This is a genomic window from Pseudomonas sp. M2(2023) (assembly GCF_030263955.1).
GTDB classification, from domain to species: Bacteria; Pseudomonadota; Gammaproteobacteria; order Pseudomonadales; family Pseudomonadaceae; genus Aquipseudomonas; species Aquipseudomonas asiatica.
The window spans coordinates 1,682,399-1,702,987 of sequence record NZ_CP127114.1 but is presented as its reverse complement, the minus strand read 5'-3'; the positions used below and the strand labels follow the sequence as shown (position 1 = coordinate 1,702,987).

Genomic DNA, 20,589 nt, shown 5'->3' with positions numbered 1-20,589 from the left:
GCAAAGGCTTGTGTAAAAAGGGGTTGGATAAATAAGTGAAAGTTTCTGTTATCCTCGAGCCGGTGTTCCCCGATACTAAGTAGGCCACTAGAGCTGAACAAATAACGTCTCTCGATAGTTGCCATACCACTTCGGCATAGCCTGAGAATTGCCATGACTTTGAAACAGCTGCGTTACCTGATTGCCATTGTCGAAGCCGGCAGCTTCTCCAACGCCGCGCGCCACGCGTTCATTGCCCAGCCAGCATTGAGCCGTCAGATAGGACTGCTGGAAAGCGAGCTGGAAATGCAGTTGCTGGCGCGCCAGCATGACGGCATCGAGCTGACCGATGCAGGGCGCCAGCTGTACGAAGTGGCACGCTCGGTGATACAGAAGCTTGATTCGGTGAAGGACGAACTCAAGTCCAGCCGCGGCAACCCCAAGGGCCACGTGGCCATCTCGATTCCGGCCACGGCTTCGGCGCTGTTGTTGCCAGCCATCATCACCCAGGCGCAGGCGCGCTTTCCTGGTATCAAGCTCACCGTATGGGACGGCCTTAGCCGCGAAGGCGGCCAGGCGATCGAGCTGGGCAAGGTGGATTTCGGTGTGGTGCCAAATGCGGAGGAGCTGGCGCACATTGTCGCCGAGCCCGTGTTCTCCGAAGACCTGTACTGGGTCGGCCTGCCTGCGCATGGTCCGGACGATTCACCGATCACCCTGGCCGAGGCCGCGTCGAGCCGGCTGGTAATGCCGCCGCGCAGCCTGCACCTGCGCAGGCGCATCGAGCAGGCGGCCATGGAAACCGGCGTGGCCCTGGATTCAAGCTATGAACAGCAGTCTGCACCCGGCATAGCCAGCCTGGTACGCGCCGGCCTGGCGGCGACCATCAGCAACTGGCCGCCATTGCTGGACCTGGCCGCCCCGGCCAGCGCGCGGCTGATCGTGGAACCGCGCATCACCCGTACCATTGCCCTGGCCCATTCGCAACACAAGCCACTGTCATTCGCCGCCGCCTGCATGCGCGACCTGGTGCGCGGGCTGCTGGTGGATGCGGTGCGCAGCGAGCGCTGGAAAGGCACCCTGATCGAGCGTGCCCCCCTCCCCCAGCAGAGCCTCTGAACGCAGCGCAGGTCAGGCCCGGGCCAGCGCAGTCGTGCCCACCTGCTGCAGCCGTTGCCGGGTTTTCTGAGGGTCCATCCACACCAGCCCGGTCAACCCGGCAATGACCAGCACCGCCCCGCATACCAGGAAGCCCTGGCCATACCCTGCCGGGTGGTCGGCTCCGGCGCCCTGCACCAGAAACCCCGTGACTACGGGTGCCGCCAGCCCGGCCAGCGAAGCGATACCATTGCCGATAGCCAGGATGCCGCCACGCTGCCCGCTGGGCGTGAACTCCGCCAGCATGGCTGGCCCCACCGAGTACATGACCAGCGCCAGCCCGCCACTGAAAGTCAGGCTGATGATTCGCTCGACATTCCCCAGGCCCGGCAGGAACAATGCCGCCGACAACAACCCGCTGGCAATCAGGCACAGGGACACGAAGGCTCCGCGCGACCAGCGTGTCGCCACCCCGGCGCGCATCATGCGCTGCGACAGCCAGGCCATGAACAGGCTCAGCGGCGTGGTCACCACCACGAAAAGCACGAACACCCGACCGGTCATGATCGGGTCGATGCCCAACCCGGTTTCCAGATAACTCGGCACCCACGTCAAGGTCAGGGCCAGCGACCAATTGGCGGCGAAGTGGCACAGGTAATTGCCCAGCACAGTGCGGTCGCCGAGCAGACGGCGGTAGGCGATGTGCGCCTGTTCTTCCCTGGGCTGGCCGGGGCGGATGCGGTCAAGAGTACCCTCGCGCCCCAATGCCCACCACAGCACGCACCACGCCGCACCGATCAAGGCCAGCACGATGAAGTTCATGCGCCAGCCATAGTGCACGCTGATCCATGGAATCATTGCGCCTGCCACCAGCAGCCCAAGTGCACTACCGGTATGCAACAGCGCCACCGGCAGATTGCGCCGGTCGTTGGGGAACCACTTGTACAAGGCATGGGTTGCCACCGGTGACGCCGGCCCTTCGCCGATGCCCAGCAGCACCCGGCAAGCGACAATCGCCCACAGGGAGGTGACGAACAGCATGGGCAACTGGATCAGCGCCCAGAACGCGCCCATGCCCAACAGCAGGGTGCGGGTCGGCCGGCGGTTGGCCATGAAGCCACCGACCACTGCAGAGATGGCGAAGAACCAGTGCAACGCGCCACCCACCAGGCCGAACTCGGCCGGGGACAAACCCAGTTCCCTGGACATGGGTACCGCTACAAGGCCGATGACCACCTTGTCCAGGAAGTTCACCAGCATAAGCAGTGCCAGCAGTACCGCAATCATCCAGGCCGTGCCTGCACGCGCGCGGGGGTCAGTATGAGTCATGTCGATCTCTCTTATTGTTCTTGTGGGAGAGCCCGGCCACTCGAGGCCGGGCGTGCAGTTTCACTGCTCGGGCATGAGCACGCCCTTGGCAATGGTGTTGCGCTGGATTTCGCTGGTCCCGGTAAGAATGCGCATCATACGGGTCGCACGGAAGATCCACTCCACCGGGTTGCCCCGCAACAGCCCGGCCCCCCCATGAATCTGCACCGCGCGGTCGGCGATACGGAAGGCCGTTTCCGATACGAACAGCTTGCACATCGGCGCCTGGGTGCGGATATCGCCACCGGCGTCATTCACCGCGGCAGTGGCATAGACCATGCTGCGTGCCGCATGCAGTTCGGTGGCCATGTCGGCGATCATGTGATTGATCGACTGGAACATCGCGATCGGCTGGCCAAACTGCTTGCGCGTGCGGGCGTAATCGACCGACAGGTTCAGCGCCAGGCCCGCCAGGCCCAGCATGGTTGGGCAATGCAGCAGACGATTGAGCGTGATGCGCCCCATTGCCAGCTTGAAGCCCTGCCCCTCCTCGCCAATGCGGTTGGCCACCGGCACTCGTACCTCATCGAGAATTATGTCGCCATGGGCGCCGCCGCCGGACATGACCGAGTAATCGCTTTCCACCCGCACGCCCGGCGCATCCAGCTCGACAAAGAACGCCGAGATCCCCTGGGCGCCACGCCCGGGGCCGGTGACCGCGAGCAGTACCGCGATGTCGGCATAAGGCGCCCCGGAAATGTAGCGCTTGGCCCCGCTCAGCACGTAGTGCTCGCCGTCGCGCCGAGCGGTAGTCCTGATCGCCGTGGCATCGGACCCGGCTTCACTTTCGGTCAGCGCGAAGCACACGGCCTTTTCGGCTCGGCACACCGGCTGCAGGAATGCCTCGATCTGGGCCGGGCTGGCCACCTTGAACAGGTGGCCGACACGCGGCGGCCCGGAAAGCTCGCCGAGAATGTGCGGCGCCAGCATAGAGCCCGTCAGAACCGTGGCCTCCTTCACCGCACACAGGTCGGACACGCTCAATCCTGCCCCACCAATCGTTTCGGGCAGCATGATGTTGTAGAAACCCTGCTCGCAGGAGCGTTGCCACACCTGCTGCAGCACCTCACGCGGGTGCGGTTCGGCCCAGCTGAGGCCGGCGCGTTGTTCCAGGGGCAGGATTTCGTTGCGAACGAAGCCGCCGATGGCCTCGATGATCTGTTTGGCCTTTTCGCTTGGCTGGTACATGGCAATTCCTCAGGTCAGATGCGGCGTTCGCTGTTTTGCCAGTAGGCGTCTCGAATCAGGCGGCGCACCACTTTGCCGTTGGGGTTCTTCGGCAGCTCGCTGACGAAGTCCACCCCACGCGGTTTCTTGAACCCGGCAAGAGCCTGGGCGCAATGCTCGATCACCTCGTGCTCCTGCAGCTGCATGCCAGGCTTGAGCACGATCACTGCCCGCACCGCTTCGCCCCACTGCTCGTCGGGCACGCCCACCACGGCAGCCTCGAACACTTGCGGCAGGCTGTAGAGCACCTGCTCGACTTCGCTGGGGTAGATGTTGAAGCCACCGGAAATGATCATTTCCTTCTTGCGGTCGACGATGAACACGTAGCCCTGCTGGTCCACCGTGGCCAGGTCGCCGGTGAGGTAGTAGCCATCACGCATAACCTCGGCGGTGAGATGCGGTGCGCGCCAGTAGCCCTGCATGATGTCCGGTCCCTTGACCACGATCTCGCCCACCTCGCCTGGCTGGACATCGCGGAAATCGTCGTTCACCACACGCAGGTCGGTCTCGAAGTAGCATCGTCCGCACGAGGCCAGCCGGCGGTAGTCGCCGCCTTCACACAGGTGGTCCTGCTCGGTCAGCACCGTCACCAGCGAGCAGGTTTCGCCAGCGCCGTAGCCCTGGGCCAGGATCGGCCCGAACACTTCGATAGCCCGCTTGACCAGCGCTGGCGCCATTGGCGCTGCGCCATACATCACCAGGCGCAGGCTGCTCAGGTCATAGCGCTCGACCCCGGGGAAATTGACCAGACGGTTGATCATGGCCGGCACCAGGAACAACCGGGTCACGCCCTCGCGCTGGATGGTCTCGAGCAGCAACTGGTCATCGTAGCGTTCCAGCAAAAGGCTGCAGGCACCCACCGCCAGCAGCGGCATCAGCTGCATGCCGCTGGCATGGGTGATGGGGCCGACATGGGCCATGATGTCGCCTGGGCCGGCACGCCGGGTGGGGCTGGCGATGCTCTTGCGGATCAGCGCCTTGCGGTTGCCGACGCTGAGCATTGCTGCCTTGAGCACACCGGAACTGCCCGAGGTGTAGTGCAATACGGCCAGTGCATCGTCAGGCAGATCGCAACTGACCGGCTGGCTGCTGCCTTGGGCCAGCAGTGCGCCGTAGCCGATATCGCCGCCCTGCTCGCCAAGGGTAACGATCAGGCGTAGCGCAGGCACCTCCTGCCTACGCGCCAGCAAGGCCTCGGCAGCTTGCGGGTCGGCGATCAGCGCGACGCTGCAGGCGTCATTCAGTACCTGGATCACTTCATCCAGCGCCAGGCGTGCATTGACCGGGACCTTGACCAGGCCGGCCTTGTAGAAAGCCACCTCAGCCTCCACCAGCTCGACCCGGTTGGGAGCCAGGATCGCGACATGTTCGCCGCTGGCGATGCCATGGGCCAACAAGGCCGAGGCCAACTGATTGGTCCGCTGCTCAAGCTGCGCGAAGGTGAGGCGGGTGTGGCGGTCGATCACCGCCAAGCGCTCAGGCCAGTATCTTGCACTTCGACTGGTTAGGGTTGCGAGGTTCACGTTGTTGTTCTCGTCGCGGTTAAGACCCGGTCGATGCTAAACAGCATGCGGTCGGAGCAAGTAATACCAGTTACGTATGCGGGCCATAACGGTTTGCACTGGACCACATCGCATGAGCGGCAGGGGTGATGACACATCGCTTGCATATGACACTTTGTGTCATTAATATCGAGCTTGTGTCCTGACGGCGTCCTCGCCGATCAGCAATCCATCGCCCTTCCCCATGCAGGTACCGCCCATGACGACCACCATGCAGACCCCCAAGAACCAGCTGGTCAAACTCGCCCAGCAGCAGATGCTGACGGCGCTGGCCGACAACACCTACACCCCTCGACAAAAACTCGCTCTCACCTGCCGCATCCTGTTCGACGGCGGCCACGATTCCGGCCTGGCCGGGCAGATCACCGCCCGCGCCGAGCAGCCTGGCACCTACTACACGCAACAACTCGGCCTGGGCTTCGACGAGATCGCCGCTTCCAACCTGCTGGTGGTCGACGAAGACCTCACCGTGCTGCAAGGCCGCGGCATGGCCAACCCGGCCAACCGCTTCCATAGCTGGCTGTACCGCGCACGCCCCGACGTCAACTGCATCATCCACACCCACCCACTGCACAGCGCCGCCCTGTCGATGCTGGAAGTGCCACTGGCGATCTCGCACATGGACCTGTGCCCGCTGTTCGACGACTGCGCGTTCCTCAAGGAATGGCCCGGCGTACCGGTGGGCAACGAAGAAGGTGAAATCATTTCCAGGGCGATCGGCGACAAGCGCGCGATCCTGCTTTCCCACCACGGTTTGCTGATCGCCGGCCGCTCGATCGAGGAAGCCTGCGTCCTTGCCATGCTGTTCGAGCGCGCGGCAAAGATGCAGCTGCTGGCCATGGGCGCCGGTGAAATTCGCCCCATCCCGGATGCCCTGGGCAAGGAAGCCCACGACTGGATCTCCACCCCCAAACGTCATGGTGCCGCGTTCAGCTATTACGCGCGCCGTGCCTTGCGTGCCCATGGCGACTGCCTGGGCTGACTGAAGCTGTACTCTTTCCCCAACAACGGCAAAGGTGCCTGGTTATGTCTACACCTGTAATTCGCGGCGTTATCGGCTACACCATCACTCCCTTCACGGCAGACGGCGCGCTCGACCTGGATGCCCTGGGCCTGTCCATCGACCGCCTGATAGAAGACGGCGTGCACGCCATCGCACCGCTGGGCAGCACCGGCGAAGGCGCCTACCTGTCCGACAGCGAATGGGAAACGGTGGTGCGCTTCAGCCAGGCACGCATCGCCGGCCGCGTGCCCAGCGTGGTCAGCGTCTCCGACCTGACTACCGCACGCACCGTGCAGCGCGCCCGCCTGGCACAGGCCTGCGGCGCCACGGCGGTGATGGTGCTGCCCATCTCCTACTGGAAGCTCACCGAAGCCGAAGTGGTCGCCCACTACATGGCGGTGGGCGCGGCCATCGACATTCCGATCATGCTCTACAACAACCCGGGCACCAGCGGCACCGACCTGTCGGTGGAGCTGATCCTGCGCATCCTCGGCGAAGTGCCCAATGTGACCATGGTCAAGGAAAGCACCGGCGACATTCAGCGCATGCACCGCCTGTTCAAGGCCACCGATGGCCAGGTGGCCTTCTACAACGGTTGCAACCCGCTCACCCTGGAAGCCCTGGTGGCCGGTGCCACCGGCTGGTGCACCGCCGCGCCCAACCTGATCCCGGCGCTGAACCTGGCGCTGTGGGACGCGGTGCAGCAAGGCAACCTGGCCGAAGCTCGCGCGTTGTTCTACCGCCAGTACGAACTGCTGGAGTACATCACCCGCCGTGGCCTGCCCACCACCATCAAGGCCGGTTTGAAACTGCTCGGCCAGGATGTCGGCGCTCCACGCCTGCCCCTGCAGCCGCTGGATGCGCAAGGCAGCGACTACCTGAAGAGCATGCTGGTAGAACTGGCCGACTGACCGTGACAACTGCCCGGCGGCGTCTTGCTGCCGGGCTTCATCCTGGCAACGTTGCTCGCCCTTGGCCAGACTCGACCTGGCGCAACACCTTCGCCAGTTTCGCCACGGCCATCGCCAGCTCGCCAGGGGTATGCGCCGCAAACCCCATCAGCAATCCCGCCTCCCCTTTCGTCGACGCATACAGGCCACTTAGCCCCAGCAGGTCTATGCCAGCGGCCTGCGCCGCCTTCACGACCTGCTCTTCAGGCATCGGCCTGGTGAAAACACAAGGCATCTGCATGCCGCCTGCGGGCACACGCGCGACAAGAAAGTCCGACAGCTGTGCCTGCACCAATGCCGCCAGGGCATCGCGGCGCTCCGCATAGATCGCCCGCATCAAGCGCACATGGGCGCCGAAGTGCCCGCCTTCGATGAACCTGGCCAAGGTCAGTTGCGCCAGCGAAGCCGTATGCCCGTCCTGCAAGGTTCGCGCAGCGGTCATCGGCTCGACCAGTTGCGGCGGCAAGACCATGTAGGCAATGCGCAAGCCGGCGAACAGAGACTTGGTGAACGTGCCGATGTAAACCGTACGGTCGTGGGCATCCAGGCCTTGCACGCACGCGGTGGGTTTGCCGGCATAGTGAAACTCGCTGTCGTAATCGTCCTCGATGATCCAGGCGCGTTGTTGCCGCGCCCACTCGATCACCGCCAGACGCCGGTCCAGGGACAGGGTCACACCAGTAGGGAACTGATGCGAAGGGGTCAGGAAAACAGCCCTGGCATGGGGAGCCAGCCGTGTTATCTGCGCGACCTGCATGCCGTCCGTGTCCACGGCCACGGCGATGCAATGCAGGCCAGCAGCACCCAGCGCCTTCCTGACCCCATGGTAGGCCGGGTCTTCGATAACCACTTGGTCGCCCGCGTCGGCCAATACGTGGGCACACAGGCTGAACGCCTGCTGTGAACTGGTAAGGATGAGCACGCGGTCAGCCGTGGCCTGTGCGCCACGTTCAAGATTGACGTAATCGGCAATAGCCCGCCGCAGTGGCTCGGTACCTTGCGCGCTACTGGGCTGCAATGCCTGGGAGCCATGTTCCTTGAACACCTGCCGTTGCAGCTTTTCCCAGGCCTGCAACGGGAAGTTGCGGGTTTCCGCCACCCCCGGCGCAAACGGCCGAGAAACGAAGAAATTGTGCACTCCGCCCTCCTGGCACAGCGCCTGGCCACGACGGCTGATTGCCGGCGGTTCGTCCGGGGCTTTCACCTTGCGACCCCGGGGCTGGGCCGGCAGGTACTGCGCACGGGGTGAAACGAAGCTGCCACTGCCCACCCGGCGCTCGATGAAGCCTTCGGCGTGCAGCTGGCCATATGCAGCCTCGACCGTATCCCGTGACACAGCCAGCGAGGCCGCCAGCGCACGGGAGGCGGGCAACGCCTTGCCCACAGGCAACGCCCCTTCGAGAACAAGCTGGCGTATCGCACGCTGGATTCTTACGTGCAAAGGCAGTGACGCGCGCTCTGGGTCGCCGATCCAGGCTTTCACCGACTCCAGTTGTGCATGCTTGAACATTGGTATGGCCATATGCGGAAAATTGGTGGGGCTATACCGGCCATTCTAGCGCTATAAAAACCAGCCTTTCCAACCCTATGCGCCAGAACGACCGAGGCCTCGATGAACACGCCCGCACACACTGCTCCAACCCCGCTACGGCTGACAGACATCCTTCACCCCGTGGTGGTGGGGATCGTTTCGGTAATAGTCAATTATGGCGGCACCTTCATCCTGGTGTTCCAGGCCGCCAAGCTGGCCGGGCTGAGCCCGGCGCTGACCTCCTCGTGGGTCTGGTCAGTGTCGATCGGCGTCGGGCTCAGTGGCCTGGTCCTGTCCTGGTACAGCCGCGAGCCGGTGATCACCGCCTGGTCCACGCCGGCCGCTGCGTTCCTGGTCACAGCGCTGGCCAGCGTGCCCTACAGCGACGCCATCGGTGCCTACCTGCTGTCGGCAGCCGGCTTCGTGATGCTGGGAGTGACCGGTTACTTCGAGCGCCTGGTGCGGGCCATCCCGGGCGGAATTGCCGCCGGCCTGCTGGCGGGTATCCTGTTGCAATTCGGCATTGGTGCATTCGGCGGCCTGTCGGTCGACCCCGCCCTGGCCGGGCTGTTGATCGCGGCCTATGTAACATTCAAACGCTTTACCGCCCGCTATGCCGTAGTAGGCATTCTGCTGCTGGGCCTGGGCTACCTGCTACTGCAGGGCCAGGTGGACCTGACAGCGCTCAGGCTGGAATTCGCCACGCCGTTGTTCACCGCGCCCACCTTCTCCCTCAACGCCGCCCTGAGCGTGGCCCTGCCGTTGTTCCTGATCACCCTTACCGGTCAGTACATGCCAGGCATGCTGGTGCTGCGCAACGATGGCTTCAAGACCAGCGCCAATCCGATCGTGGCAGTCACTGGCCTGGGGTCGTTGCTGATGGCACCGTTCGGGTCGCACGCCTTCAACATCGCTGCCATCACCGCCGCCATCTGCACTGGCAAGGAAGCCCACGAAGACCCGGGCAAACGCTGGGTCGCGGGCATCGCTGCCGGCGTCTGCTACATCCTCGTAGGGGTATTCGGGGTCACCCTGGCCAGTGTGTTCATGGCCCTGCCGGCCACCTTCATCACCACGCTGGCCGGCCTTGCACTGCTGGGCACCATCGGCGCCAGCCTGGCCAACGCAATGGCAGATGCCCGTTCACGCGAAGCGGCACTGATCACATTCCTGGCCGCGGCAGCCAACATCAACCTGTTTGGCATTGGCGGGGCATTCTGGGGGCTGGTCATTGGCTTGCTGGCCTATGCCGTATTGAACGGCCGCCTACCCGGTTTCTGCCACTTCTCCCGGTAAGCGGGCTTTCCACCATCCTGCCGTGCGCCAGGTGCGCACGCCGTACAACAGGTATCGACATGCCCAAAGCTGGCCCCAAGCTTCTTACCCAAATTGCTGCCGTACACTTCGTCAGCCATGTGCACATCATGCTTATCCCGGCGCTGCTACCCGTGCTCCCCGACTTGCTGGGGGTAGGGTTCGTCGAACTCGGCGCAGCCCTGGCCGTGTTCAATGTCGTCTCCGCCCTGGTGCAGGCACCGCTAGGCTATGCCGTCGACCACTACGGTGCGCGCAAGGTGCTCAAGGCGGGCTTGCTGCTGGGCAGCATCAGTTTCCTGCTGGTTGCTGTCAGCCCCAGCTACATCCTGCTGTTGGTGGCGATGGCCATGGCCGGCCTGGCCAATGGCGTGTACCACCCGGCCGACTACGCGCTGCTGGCCAACGGCATCGAACAAGGCCGCCTGGGGCGGGCGTTCTCGATCCATACCTTTGCCGGCTTCCTCGGCTCGGCGGTAACGCCAGCTATATTTCTCGGCATCGCTGCACTATTCGGCACGCAGGCTGCCCTGATGGCGGGCGCGGCTGCGGGGGTTGCCGCCTTGCTGTTGATATCGGTTCCAGGCAGTGGAATCCACCACGTTGCCAAGCCTGGCAAAGGCGGCTCTGGCCCCACTGCAGCAGGTCGCGCGCGACTGTTCACGCCCATGCTCGGGCTGCTGACGGTCCTGTTCATCTTGCTCAACCTGAGCACCAGTGCCATCGAGAAGTTCTCCGTGGCCGCCCTGGTCCAGGGCCAAGACCTGACCCTGGCCTGGGCCAACACGGCACTCACGGCCTTTCTGCTCAGCAGTGCTGCAGGTGTACTGTGCGGTGGGGCCTTGGCTGACCGGACCCGGCGTCACGGCCTGGTGGCGGCCTCGGCCTTTGCCCTGGCTGCCGCGTTGACAACGCTGGTGGCCCTCGGGCTGCTTCGGGGCTGGGGGTTGGTGGTGGTTCTCGGTGCCATTGGCTTGCTGACCGGGATCATCGCCCCGTCGAGGGACATGCTGGTGAAGGCGGCGGCACCGAGCGGCGCCGAGGGCAAAGCGTTCGGGCTGGTCTCGACCGGCTTCAGCATCGGCGGTGCCCTCGGGCCGGTGGCGTTTGGCTGGATGCTCGACCAACGCCTGCCTCATGGCATCTTCGTGGCATCGATCGTGTTCATGCTGCTGACGGTGCTGCTGACCTTGGCGCAGGAGGCCTACCTGGCCAGGAAGCACCGACAGCCTGTCTAGCCCCAGGGCTGCTTTGCAGCCCTTTCGCAATGCAAGGCAGATCCTGCAGAACAGCACATGGCCATTGATTCATCTGCGCACTGGCTACTCAGGCGACCGGATTGGCATGCACCACCCGCCCACCTGCCCCCGGCCGATTGACGAACAACACATCCAGCACACTGCCGTGCAACCCCTTCAACGCATTCCAGTTCGCTGATGCATGCACGTACCTGTCTCGCAACAATCGCTGCTCATCCTCGGTCAACCCAGGCTGTTCGCATTCACCCAGGGCAAACGCATGCAACTTGCGGCTGATGCCCAGCAGTTCATCCGGCAGCCGGTGCTCGACCTGCCCGCCCAGTTGCGCAAACGGCACACCAGCGCGCACCGCCAGCTCCCGCATGATGCTCAGGTACACCCGCGACAGCTGCCCCGCCACTTCCCGTTCGCGGTACACCGCCGCATATACCTGTTTTTGCGCCTCGCTAGGCAGGCCACCGGCAATCGGAACCTCCCAGGCCAGCACACGCGGCCTGGGCGCACCCATTTCGCCAAACGACGACGCCAGCAACGCACTGACTGTGGCATGCACACGCGTGTGCTCGGCGCGCATTCTCAGCGGCACCCGCTGAGAATGCGGTTTGCACAGCAGCACCTGCTCCTGCGTGGTATCCGGGTAACCACCGCCAATGTTCGAGTGCACGCCTGGCAACACGATGTCATGGCCGCTGCGTACCAGCGGGAAGTTGTGCCGCTGCTCGTCCCCCGCCACCAGCTGCACCATTTGCCGGGCAATGCCCGCGCCCAGGCCCAGGCGCAAGTCACCATGGCGGTCGTCGGCAGGATCGAAGTCGCCCTGCAGCGGAGCGATGATTGCAGCAACCGTGTCGAACAGGCCGATGAAGTTGATCACGATGCCACAGGGCACAGCCAACAGGCTGCTGCCGCCATCATGCAGCAGGTTGGCCAGATGACGCACAGCCGCAGCGCCGCGGCTGAAACCGAACAAGTCGAACTCGACCCGCTCGAGCCTTGCCTTTGGGTGCGCCTGGCGCCAGTCCCGCAGTTGCCCGGCAATCCCCGCCAAGGCCTCGGTGACACGCGCCTCGGCTCCTCTACGCCCACACCCGGTGGCCGAGGCATAGGCATGATCCGCCTCCCCCGCCAGGGTGCCCACGCCCTCGACATAGCGCTTCAGAAACGCCATGGTCTCATCAGCATTGGCCCCCTGCGTCGGGTACAGAGCATGCAACAGGGCCACATTGCTCAAGGCATTGGCATAACTGCCCCCCTTGTTCCCCGGTGCATCCACCGGCATCACATTGCTCAGGTTGTTACCGGTGCCATCGAAGAACACGCCAAAACGCAGGGTGACCGGCGTGATGCGTGCAGTGCTACAGCTGTTCAGGTCCATCGTCGTGCTTCCTGCTTGTACCAAAAGCACAAGCAGGCGCCAGCACGCTGCTGCGGAACATCAGCCAATGGCCAGCGATACACAGGACATTTCCGGACCTGCATGGCCCCCGGCAAGGATAAATTTCCCTACCGCCATTGGTCGCCACCCCCCCGGATGGATTAAAGTATCACCCCTTGCCAGGGCAGCTGCTTCCAGCCGCCTGCGGCCCCATACCAGGAACCGTCACCGATGGAACACCGTGAAGCGCTGATCGCGCTGCGCACCTTTCTTTCTTCCCAGATCCTAGGCCAGGAGAAACTGGTCGAGCGGCTGTTGATCGTGCTCCTGGCAGACGGCCACATGCTGGTCGAAGGCGCGCCGGGCCTGGCCAAGACCAAGGCCATCAAAGAGCTCGCCGAAGGCATCGAGGCGCAGTTCCATCGCATCCAGTTCACCCCCGACCTGCTCCCGGCCGACATCACCGGCACCGAGATATACCGCCCGGAAACCGGCAGCTTCGTGTTCCAGCAGGGGCCGATCTTCCACAACCTGGTGCTGGCCGACGAAATCAACCGCGCCCCGGCCAAGGTGCAGTCCGCACTGCTCGAAGCCATGGCCGAACGCCAGGTCAGCGTGGGCCGCAGCACCTACGACCTGTCGCCGCTGTTCCTGGTCATGGCCACACAGAACCCGATCGAGCAGGAAGGCACCTACCCGCTGCCCGAAGCCCAGCTCGACCGCTTCCTGATGCACGTGAAAATCGGCTTCCCCGACGCTGCGGTAGAGCGGCGCATCCTGTTGCAGGCCCGTGGTGAAGCCCTGGGCGGCGAGACCAAGCCCGAGCGCCGGGTCAGCCAGCAGGCGATCTTCGCCGCCCGCAAGGAAATCCTTGGCCTGTACATGGCCGACGCGGTGGAGGAATACCTGGTGCAACTGGTGATGGCCACCCGCACTCCGGCCAAGTTCGATGCCGAACTGGCCGACTGGATCGCCTACGGCGCCAGCCCGCGTGGTTCCATTTCGCTGGACCGCTGCGCGCGCGCGCACGCCTGGCTGGCCGGGCGCGACTTCGTCAGCCCCGAAGACATCCAGGCGGTGCTGTTCGACGTGCTGCGCCACCGCATCATCCTCTCGTTCGAGGCCGAGGCGGCAGGGATCGACCAGGACCGCGTGGTCCAGCGCATCCTCGACGTCGTCGCCGTTGCCTGAGCCCATGCCCACTGCATCGCTGGCCGAACCCGGCATCCGCATCGGCCTTGCCGAGCTGATCGACATGCGCCACCGCGTGCGCGAAATCCAGCTGTTTTCCCGGCCCGGCCAGCGCAGCCCGCTGGTGGGCCTGCACCACTCCAAGCTGCGCGGGCGCGGCGTGGACTTCGACCAGGTGCGCGTCTACCAGGCTGGCGACGATGTGCGCAACATCGACTGGCGGGTTACCGCGCGTACCCAGGAGCCGCATACCAAGCTGTTCCACGAAGAGCGCGAACGGCCCATCTTCATTCTTGTCGAGCAGAGCCAACGGCTGTTCTTCGGCTCGGGGCTGATGTTCAAGTCGGTGCTGGCCGCCCAGGCTGCAGCGCTGTTCGGCTGGGCCGCGCTGGGCCATAACGACCGCATTGGCGGGTTGGTGTTCGGCGACAACGAGCACCACGAAATCAAGCCCCGGCGCAGCAAGCAGAGCCTGCTGCAACTGCTCAACCGTCTGGCCAAGGTCAACCAGGCGCTGCACACAGAGGCCACGCCCGGTGCCGACAGCCTCGGCCTGGCCCTGCGCCGCGCCCGCGAAGTGCTGCGCCCCGGCAGCCTGGCCATCGTGATCTGCGATGAGCGCTCGCTCACTGCCCAGGTGGAGCAGCACCTGGCCATGCTCTCGCGCCATTGCGACCTGCTGTTGATGCCGGTGTCCGACCCGCTCGATCATGCCCTGCCCGCCGCTGGCCTGCTGCGCTTCGCCCAGCGCAGCGCGCAGCTGGAGCTCGACACCCTGGACGCCAACCTGCGCCAGGCCTACCGCCAGCAGGCCGAAGCGCGCATCGAGCGCTGGGAGCTGATGGCGCAAAAGCTGCGCGTGCTGCTGATGCCACTGAGCACCCAAAGCGAAATGATCGAGCAACTGCGCGAGTACCTGAACGCCCAGCGGCCACGGAGCGCGTCATGAAGAGCAGCGGCCAATGAACCCGCTTGATCAACTGCAGCCGCTGATCGCCCCCGCGCCGATCGGCCTTTGGCCACCGGCACCCGGCTGGTGGCTGCTGCTGGCCATGCTGCCGCTGCTGGCCTGGGGCCTGTGGCGGGTGCGCCACTGGCGCCCGGGCAAACGTCGTATCGTGCGTGCCGAACAACCCTTGGACCCGGTACGCGTGGAAGCGCTGGCCGAACTGGCCCGCCTGCCGCGCCCCTACGACGGCGCCCCGGCCGGGGCCTGGCTGCAACAGATCAACGCCCTGCTCAAGCGCCTGTGCCGCAGCCACTACCCGGGTGCCAACAGCCATACCCTCAACGGCCGCCAGTGGCTGGCGTTTCTCGACAACCGCTGCCCGGCCGCCGGCCTGACCCGCTGGATGGTACTGGTCGAAGGCGCCTACAAACCCGAGTGCAAGCTCGACGACAAGGCCATCGCCGGGCTCAGCCAAGCCGTCGAAACCTGGATTCGCAAGCATGTTTGAACTGGCCTGGCCGTGGGTTTTCGCCCTGTTGCCGCTGCCGTGGCTGGCGCGCCTGGTGCTGCCAGCAGCCGACAGCGGCGAACCGGTGCTCAAGGTGGGCTTCCTCGACGAACTGGAAGGCCTGGCCGGGCGCCGCGCGCGGCTCAACCTGCCAACCTGGCGCCAGCAGGCGCCCTTTGTCGTCATCTGGCTGTTGCTGCTGTGCGCCGCCGCCCGCCCGCAATGGCTGGGCGAGCCGGTGCCAGTGGCCGCCAGCGGCCGCGACCTGCTGGTGGCGGTGGATGTGTCCGGGTCGATGGACTTCCCCGACATGCAGTGGCAGAACGAAGAAATCAGCCGCCTCGACCTGGTCAAGGCGCTGCTCGGCGACTTTCTGCAGGACCGCGAGGGCGACCGCGTGGGCCTGATCCTGTTCGGCAGCCAGGCCTACCTGCAGGCGCCGCTCACCTTCGACCGACGTACCGTGCGTACCTTCCTCGACGAGGCGCAGATCGGCATCGCCGGCAAGAACACCGCCATCGGAGACGCCATTGGCCTGGCGGTCAAGCGCCTGCGTCAACGGCCGGCACAAAGCCGGGTGCTGGTGCTGATCACCGACGGTGCCAACAACGGCGGGCAGATCCACCCGCTGACCGCCGCCCGCCTGGCCGCCCAGGAAGGCGTGCGCATCTACACCATCGGCATCGGCGCCAACCCCGAAGCCAGTGGCACCCCCGGTCTGCTCGGCCTGAACCCGAGCCTGGACCTGGACGAAGCCTCGCTCAAGGAAATTGCCGACATCACCCACGGCAACTACTTCCGCGCCCATGACGGCGCCGAACTGAACGCCATCGGCGACACCCTCGACCAGCTCGAACCGGTGGCCCAGCAACCGACCCAGGCGCGCACGGCCAGGGCCCTGTATGCCTGGCCCCTGGCCCTGGCCCTGCTGCTGAGCGTGCTGCTGGTGCTGGCCGTGCAATGGCCGGACAACCTGCTGCACCGCCTGCTGCGCAAGCCGCGCTTCCTGCAACCGCACCCGGAATGGCGCCAGCGCCTGAAGCGCCTGCGCCTGAGGAGGCGGCGATGATCGAACTGTGGCCCGAATGGTTGCGCCCGCTCTGGCTGCTGGCCGTACCCCTGCTCGCCTGGCTGCTGTACAAACTGTGGCACCGGCGCAAGCGCGCCGGGCGCTGGCAGATGATTCTGCCGCCGGCGTTCCATGGCGTCCTGCTCGGCGGTGGCAGCGGCAGCACCAGCAAGCTGCCGTGGGTGGCGCTGGGCCTGGCCTGGGTCCTGGTGATCCTGGCGCTGCTCGGGCCCAGTTGGCAGCGCGTGGAAGAAAGCCGCCAGCGCCCGGCCGACCCACTGGTGATCCTGCTCGAACTGACCCCGCAGATGCTCGCCGAGGACAGCCCGCCCAACCGCCTGGAGCAGGCGCGGCGCAAAATCCTCGACCTGCTGGAGCACCGCCGCGACAGCCAGACCGCGCTGGTGGTCTACGCTGGCTCCGCACACACCCTGGTGCCGCTGTCCGATGACTTGGCCACCAGCCGCAACCTGCTCGAGGCAATCGACCCATCGATCATGCCCAAGCCCGGCCAGCGCGCCGACCTGGCCGTGCAAAAAGGCCTCGCCCTACTTGCCCAGAGCGGCCTGGGCCAGGGCCGCCTGCTGCTGATCGGCTCGTCGCTCAGCGCCCCGGAGCGCGAAGGCATCGCCCAGGCCCTCGGCCGCCAGGGCCCGAGCCTGCTGATGCTGGGCATCGGCAGCCGCGAAGGCGCACCGGTGCGCCAGGCCAATGGCGAATACCTGAAGGACGACCAGGGCGGCATCCTGTTGCCACGCCTGGACAGCACCAGCCTCAAGGGCTTCATCAACGGCACCGGCGGGCGCTATCGGCATGCTCGCATCGACGACCTCGACCTGCGAGGCCTGGGCCTGTTCGACAGCCCGCGCACCGGGCGCAATGATGGCCAGACCCTGCAATTGGACAGCTGGGCCGACCAGGGGTACTGGCTGCTGCTGCCGCTGTTGCTGCTGGCCGCCTGTGCCGGCCGACGCGGCTGGCTGTTCTGCCTGCCGCTGCTGCTGGCCCTGCCCCAGCCCAGCCAGGCCTTCGAGTTCAACGACCTGTGGCTGCGCCCCGACCAGCAAGGCCAGCGCCTGCTGGAGCAGAATCGCCCGGCCAGTGCCGCGCGCCATTTCCAGGACCCGCAATGGCGCGGCATGGCCCTGTACCAGGCCGGCGACTATGCCGGCGCTGCCGAAGCCTTTTCCCAAGGCGACACCGCCGCCGCACACTACAATCGAGGCAATGCCCTGGCCCGCGGCGGTGAGCTGGAAGCTGCGCTGGACGCCTACGAACAAGCCCTTGAACGCCAGCCCGACCTGCAAGCGGCGCTGGACAACCAGGCACTGGTGCAGCAACTGCTGCAACAGCGCGAGGCCACTGCCGAGGAACAACCGGCCAGCAGCGATACCCAAGGCACGCCCGGCAGCGAAACCGAAGGCAACAGCAGCTCGGCCAGCAGCCCGGCCCAGGGCACGCCCGGCAACGACGAACAGGCCAGCGCCGAACAGCCCGGCGAAGGCAGTAGCAACAGCCAGGTAACGCCCGGCAACCAAGCGGGCGCGGACGACAGCGTCACCCAGCCGCCGCAGCGCCCGGTATCGACCAGCCTTGATACCGAACAGCGCCAGGCCCTGGAACAATGGCTGCGGGAGATCCCCGACAACCCGGCGGAGCTGCTGCGGCGCAAATTCTGGTATGAACAGCAATTGCATCAGGAAACCTCACGATGAGTCGCTTCGGCGTCTTTCTCCTCTGTCTGCTGTGGGCCGTGCTGGCCCAGGCCGAACCGTTGCTGCGTGCCAGCGTCGACCGTACCCGCCTGGAAGCCGGCGAAAGCCTGGAGCTGACCCTGGAAAGCCAGGACGTCACCCAGTTCGGCAAGCCCGACCTGCGCGCGCTGGAGGGTGACTTCGAAGTGCGCGGCACGCGCCAGCTGAACAGCCTGCACAGCCTCGATGGCGAAACCCGCGCCAGTACCCGCTGGATCATCACCCTGCTGCCGCGGCGCAGCGGCAGCCTGCGCATCCCCGAACTGCAACTGGGCCAGTCGCACAGCCAGGCCATCGAACTGCAAGTGCTGCAGGCCGATGCCAGCCGCCAGGACAGTGCCTCGCAGGTGTTCATCGAAGCCACGCTCGACAGCAGCGAGGTCTACGTCCAGGCCCAGGCCGTGCTCACCCTGCGCATCTACCATTCAGTGGCACTGTACGACGACAGCAGCCTCAGCCCGCTGCAACTGGAAAACGCCAAGGTCGAACCGCTGGGTGAATCGCGCACCTATGAAAAGGAAATCAACGGCGTCCGCCACGGCGTGATCGAAACCCGCTATGCCGTGTATGCCCAACAAAGCGGCACCCTCGACATCCCACCGTTGACTTTCACCGCCACCGCCGCCGCTAGCCAGGACGAGGCCCCGCAAGCCAACGGCACGACCCGGGCCGGCCACCAGGTGCAGGTCAGTTCGTTGCCATTGCGCCTGGCCGTACGGCCGATTCCGGCGGCCTGGCCTGCTGGCGCGCCCTGGCTACCGGCCCGCAGCCTGACACTTGAAGAGCACTGGAACCCCGACCCTGGCAACCAGCAGGTGCAGATTGGCGACTCGCTGACCCGTAACATCACCCTGCGTGCCGAAGGCTTGTCCAGCACCCAGCTGCCACCGCTGCCAGCCACCGAAATCACCGGCCTGCGCCGGTACCCCGACCAGCCGTTGCTGCGCAACGAAATCAGCGAACGAGGGATGATTGCCAACCGCGAAGAGCGCGAAGCCTTGGTGCCAACCCACAGCGGCGCGCTGGCCCTGCCGGCGCTGGAAGTGGCCTGGTGGAATACCCGAGAAGACCACCTGGAGCACAGCAGCCTGCCGGCGCGCACGCTGAATGTGCAGGACAACCCGGCGCTGAGCGCCGACACCCCGGTTGGCGACAACAGCAGTGCCAGCAGCTTGCTGTGGCCCTGGCAGCTGGCCACCCTGGTGTTCGCCCTCACCACCGTGCTGGGCTTTGCCCTGTGGTGGCGCGCCCGCTCGCAGCCAGCGGTGCTGCGTGCCGCGCAGGCCGGGCCGAGCCCGCGTACCTTGCTGGATGATCTCAAGCGCGCGTGCCAGGCCAACGACCCACAGGCAACCCGCCAGGCGCTGGACGCCTGGGCCCGCCAGCAGCCGGAGACCCTGGCCGAGATGGCGGCGCGGTTCGTGCCGTTGTCGGATGCACTGGATGGGTTGAACGGGGCGCTGTATAGCGAGAGCGGGCAGTATTGGCAGGGTGAAGATTTGTGGCGGGCGATCGGTACGATCCCGCCGGCTGAGCAGGTATTGCTACCGACCGGCGAGAACGGCAGCCTGCCGCCGCTATATCCCAAGTAAGTGGTTGCCTGTGCGGGCCTCTTCGCGGGTAAACCCGCTCCCACAAACCTTGCGCAGTACCTGTGGGAGCGGGTTCACCCGCGAACACCGGCGTAGCCGGTGCCACCCGCCGCCGTACGACATTTCTGAACCTGCACCCTAATGCTTCAGAATCAACCCACTTAGGAATTATCCTACGCGCGCTGCCGAACTATCGCTGTTGTCGGGGAAACACCTCACGGATAACGTTTCCGGGTCGCTTCGGTGACCGGGTGTGAGAACCCGACAGAGATTTTACGCAGCACCTCTATGGTGGCCGTACGTGGGCGGGCCTTGGCCTGGCCGAGTCTTTGCGTATTTCTCCTCGGTTTCTCACCCCGCGTACGGCTGCCACCCTCAATCCGTGAGAAAGATTCAGGTGGCAGTTCCCTTCTCCTTCAGAGGAATACGCCATGAAGAAACTCGTCCCCAATCCACCCGTAAAACTAACGGCCCGCCCCTTCTACACCATCAACCAGGACACACCCTCGGTTGACGCCCTGATCCACACCCTCCAGCTGATGGCCGGCATCGAAGACTCGCTGGACGAATACATCTGCGCCAATGCCGGCGAGCCCGGCATCAACATGCTGGTCAACGCGGTGCATCACGTACAGATGACCAAGGCCCTGGCCGAGTTGCTGTTGCACCGGCAAACCGGGGATATCACCTGGCACTGACTACACAGCCCCAAGACATGCGCGGCCCCTGTAGGAGCGGCCTTGTGTCGCGAAAGGGCCGCAAGGCGGCCCCGGCGATTTTGTGGTGGAGCGGAGATCGTGGGGGCGCTTTGCGCCCCTTTCGCGACACAAGGCCGCTCCTACAGAGACCGTGGTGGGAAA

At 65.2% G+C, this 20,589-nt stretch carries 17 protein-coding genes; 12 read left to right on the top strand and 5 right to left on the bottom strand.

Features of this window, described 5'->3' with window-relative positions:
* Positions 1-153: 153 nt before the first annotated feature.
* Complete coding sequence (locus tag QN085_RS07915; RefSeq protein ID WP_023663061.1) at positions 154-1,098, top strand: LysR family transcriptional regulator; 945 nt, start codon at positions 154-156, stop codon at positions 1,096-1,098.
* Between the two features lie 12 nt (positions 1,099-1,110).
* Here QN085_RS07915 and QN085_RS07910 read toward each other — a convergent pair whose 3' ends face one another.
* The 3 genes from QN085_RS07910 to QN085_RS07900 all read right to left on the bottom strand — a co-directional run bounded on the left by QN085_RS07910 (position 1,111) and on the right by QN085_RS07900 (position 5,195).
* Positions 1,111-2,364 (bottom strand): MFS transporter, encoded by a 1,254-nt coding sequence (locus QN085_RS07910; RefSeq protein WP_023663062.1) that lies wholly within the window; start codon positions 2,362-2,364, stop codon positions 1,111-1,113.
* Between the two features lie 102 nt (positions 2,365-2,466).
* On the bottom strand, positions 2,467-3,633 hold the full coding sequence (locus tag QN085_RS07905; protein ID WP_285690311.1) for an acyl-CoA dehydrogenase family protein: 1,167 nt from the start codon (positions 3,631-3,633) through the stop codon (positions 2,467-2,469).
* Positions 3,634-3,647: 14 nt separating this feature from the next.
* On the bottom strand, positions 3,648-5,195 hold the full coding sequence (locus QN085_RS07900; RefSeq protein WP_031325722.1) for an AMP-binding protein: 1,548 nt from the start codon (positions 5,193-5,195) through the stop codon (positions 3,648-3,650).
* Between the two features lie 238 nt (positions 5,196-5,433).
* On the opposite strand from QN085_RS07900, the gene QN085_RS07895 reads away from it, so the two are divergent.
* Positions 5,434-6,216, top strand: coding sequence for an aldolase (locus QN085_RS07895; RefSeq protein WP_023663065.1), 783 nt, complete (start codon positions 5,434-5,436; stop codon positions 6,214-6,216).
* 44 nt (positions 6,217-6,260) lie between these two features.
* Positions 6,261-7,148: a dihydrodipicolinate synthase family protein gene (locus tag QN085_RS07890; protein WP_024086549.1), complete on the top strand. Its 888-nt coding sequence runs from the start codon at positions 6,261-6,263 to the stop codon at positions 7,146-7,148.
* 37 nt (positions 7,149-7,185) lie between these two features.
* Here QN085_RS07890 and pdxR read toward each other — a convergent pair whose 3' ends face one another.
* Entirely contained in the window at positions 7,186-8,697 is a 1,512-nt protein-coding gene (pdxR, locus tag QN085_RS07885) for a MocR-like pyridoxine biosynthesis transcription factor PdxR (RefSeq protein WP_041506175.1), read from the bottom strand.
* A gap of 102 nt (positions 8,698-8,799) precedes the next feature.
* Here pdxR and QN085_RS07880 point away from each other — a divergent pair, with 102 nt between their 5' ends.
* Both QN085_RS07880 and QN085_RS07875 read left to right on the top strand, forming a co-directional pair.
* Positions 8,800-10,014: a benzoate/H(+) symporter BenE family transporter gene (locus tag QN085_RS07880; RefSeq protein WP_031325778.1), complete on the top strand. Its 1,215-nt coding sequence runs from the start codon at positions 8,800-8,802 to the stop codon at positions 10,012-10,014.
* A 59-nt stretch (positions 10,015-10,073) separates the two neighbouring features.
* A complete protein-coding gene (locus tag QN085_RS07875) occupies positions 10,074-11,270 on the top strand; it encodes an MFS transporter (RefSeq protein WP_023663271.1) in 1,197 nt (398 codons plus the stop codon).
* An 88-nt stretch (positions 11,271-11,358) separates the two neighbouring features.
* Here QN085_RS07875 and QN085_RS07870 read toward each other — a convergent pair whose 3' ends face one another.
* Positions 11,359-12,666 carry a T6SS phospholipase effector Tle1-like catalytic domain-containing protein gene (locus QN085_RS07870; RefSeq protein WP_023663272.1) on the bottom strand — a complete coding sequence of 436 codons (1,308 nt, stop codon included), beginning with the start codon at positions 12,664-12,666 and terminating at the stop codon, positions 11,359-11,361.
* 231 nt (positions 12,667-12,897) lie between these two features.
* On the opposite strand from QN085_RS07870, the gene QN085_RS07865 reads away from it, so the two are divergent.
* The 7 genes from QN085_RS07865 (at position 12,898) to QN085_RS07835 (ending at position 20,427) form a co-directional block, all read left to right on the top strand.
* Positions 12,898-13,857, top strand: a complete 960-nt coding sequence (locus QN085_RS07865; RefSeq protein ID WP_013971644.1) for an AAA family ATPase — start codon at positions 12,898-12,900, stop codon at positions 13,855-13,857.
* Positions 13,858-13,861: 4 nt separating this feature from the next.
* A complete protein-coding gene (locus QN085_RS07860) occupies positions 13,862-14,806 on the top strand; it encodes a DUF58 domain-containing protein (RefSeq protein WP_041506176.1) in 945 nt (314 codons plus the stop codon).
* Positions 14,807-14,819: 13 nt separating this feature from the next.
* Positions 14,820-15,314: a DUF4381 domain-containing protein gene (locus QN085_RS07855; protein WP_013971642.1), complete on the top strand. Its 495-nt coding sequence runs from the start codon at positions 14,820-14,822 to the stop codon at positions 15,312-15,314.
* On the top strand, positions 15,307-16,383 hold the full coding sequence (locus tag QN085_RS07850; RefSeq protein ID WP_041506177.1) for a vWA domain-containing protein: 1,077 nt from the start codon (positions 15,307-15,309) through the stop codon (positions 16,381-16,383). Before QN085_RS07855 ends, QN085_RS07850 begins: the two co-directional genes overlap by 8 nt.
* Positions 16,380-18,098: a vWA domain-containing protein gene (locus tag QN085_RS07845; RefSeq protein ID WP_041506178.1), complete on the top strand. Its 1,719-nt coding sequence runs from the start codon at positions 16,380-16,382 to the stop codon at positions 18,096-18,098. Before QN085_RS07850 ends, QN085_RS07845 begins: the two co-directional genes overlap by 4 nt.
* Positions 18,095-19,729: a BatD family protein gene (locus QN085_RS07840; RefSeq protein ID WP_024086544.1), complete on the top strand. Its 1,635-nt coding sequence runs from the start codon at positions 18,095-18,097 to the stop codon at positions 19,727-19,729. Before QN085_RS07845 ends, QN085_RS07840 begins: the two co-directional genes overlap by 4 nt.
* A gap of 431 nt (positions 19,730-20,160) precedes the next feature.
* Positions 20,161-20,427 (top strand): hypothetical protein, encoded by a 267-nt coding sequence (locus tag QN085_RS07835; protein ID WP_023661137.1) that lies wholly within the window; start codon positions 20,161-20,163, stop codon positions 20,425-20,427.
* Positions 20,428-20,589: the final 162 nt, after the last annotated feature.

What these genes read in the sequence shown, in the direction of transcription:
- QN085_RS07915 (WP_023663061.1), top strand. Translation starts at nt 154, where the DNA reads ATGACTTTGAAACAGCTGCGTTACCTGATTGCCATTGTCGAAGCCGGC.
- QN085_RS07910 (WP_023663062.1), bottom strand. Translation starts at nt 2,364, where the DNA reads ATGATTGCGGTACTGCTGGCACTGCTTATGCTGGTGAACTTCCTGGAC.
- QN085_RS07905 (WP_285690311.1), bottom strand. Translation starts at nt 3,633, where the DNA reads ATGTACCAGCCAAGCGAAAAGGCCAAACAGATCATCGAGGCCATCGGC.
- QN085_RS07895 (WP_023663065.1), top strand. Translation starts at nt 5,434, where the DNA reads ATGACGACCACCATGCAGACCCCCAAGAACCAGCTGGTCAAACTCGCC.
- QN085_RS07890 (WP_024086549.1), top strand. Translation starts at nt 6,261, where the DNA reads ATGTCTACACCTGTAATTCGCGGCGTTATCGGCTACACCATCACTCCC.
- pdxR (WP_041506175.1), bottom strand. Translation starts at nt 8,697, where the DNA reads ATGTTCAAGCATGCACAACTGGAGTCGGTGAAAGCCTGGATCGGCGAC.
- QN085_RS07880 (WP_031325778.1), top strand. Translation starts at nt 8,800, where the DNA reads ATGAACACGCCCGCACACACTGCTCCAACCCCGCTACGGCTGACAGAC.
- QN085_RS07875 (WP_023663271.1), top strand. Translation starts at nt 10,074, where the DNA reads ATGCCCAAAGCTGGCCCCAAGCTTCTTACCCAAATTGCTGCCGTACAC.
- QN085_RS07870 (WP_023663272.1), bottom strand. Translation starts at nt 12,666, where the DNA reads ATGGACCTGAACAGCTGTAGCACTGCACGCATCACGCCGGTCACCCTG.
- QN085_RS07865 (WP_013971644.1), top strand. Translation starts at nt 12,898, where the DNA reads ATGGAACACCGTGAAGCGCTGATCGCGCTGCGCACCTTTCTTTCTTCC.
- QN085_RS07860 (WP_041506176.1), top strand. Translation starts at nt 13,862, where the DNA reads ATGCCCACTGCATCGCTGGCCGAACCCGGCATCCGCATCGGCCTTGCC.
- QN085_RS07855 (WP_013971642.1), top strand. Translation starts at nt 14,820, where the DNA reads ATGAACCCGCTTGATCAACTGCAGCCGCTGATCGCCCCCGCGCCGATC.
- QN085_RS07850 (WP_041506177.1), top strand. Translation starts at nt 15,307, where the DNA reads ATGTTTGAACTGGCCTGGCCGTGGGTTTTCGCCCTGTTGCCGCTGCCG.
- QN085_RS07845 (WP_041506178.1), top strand. Translation starts at nt 16,380, where the DNA reads ATGATCGAACTGTGGCCCGAATGGTTGCGCCCGCTCTGGCTGCTGGCC.
- QN085_RS07840 (WP_024086544.1), top strand. Translation starts at nt 18,095, where the DNA reads ATGAGTCGCTTCGGCGTCTTTCTCCTCTGTCTGCTGTGGGCCGTGCTG.
- QN085_RS07835 (WP_023661137.1), top strand. Translation starts at nt 20,161, where the DNA reads ATGAAGAAACTCGTCCCCAATCCACCCGTAAAACTAACGGCCCGCCCC.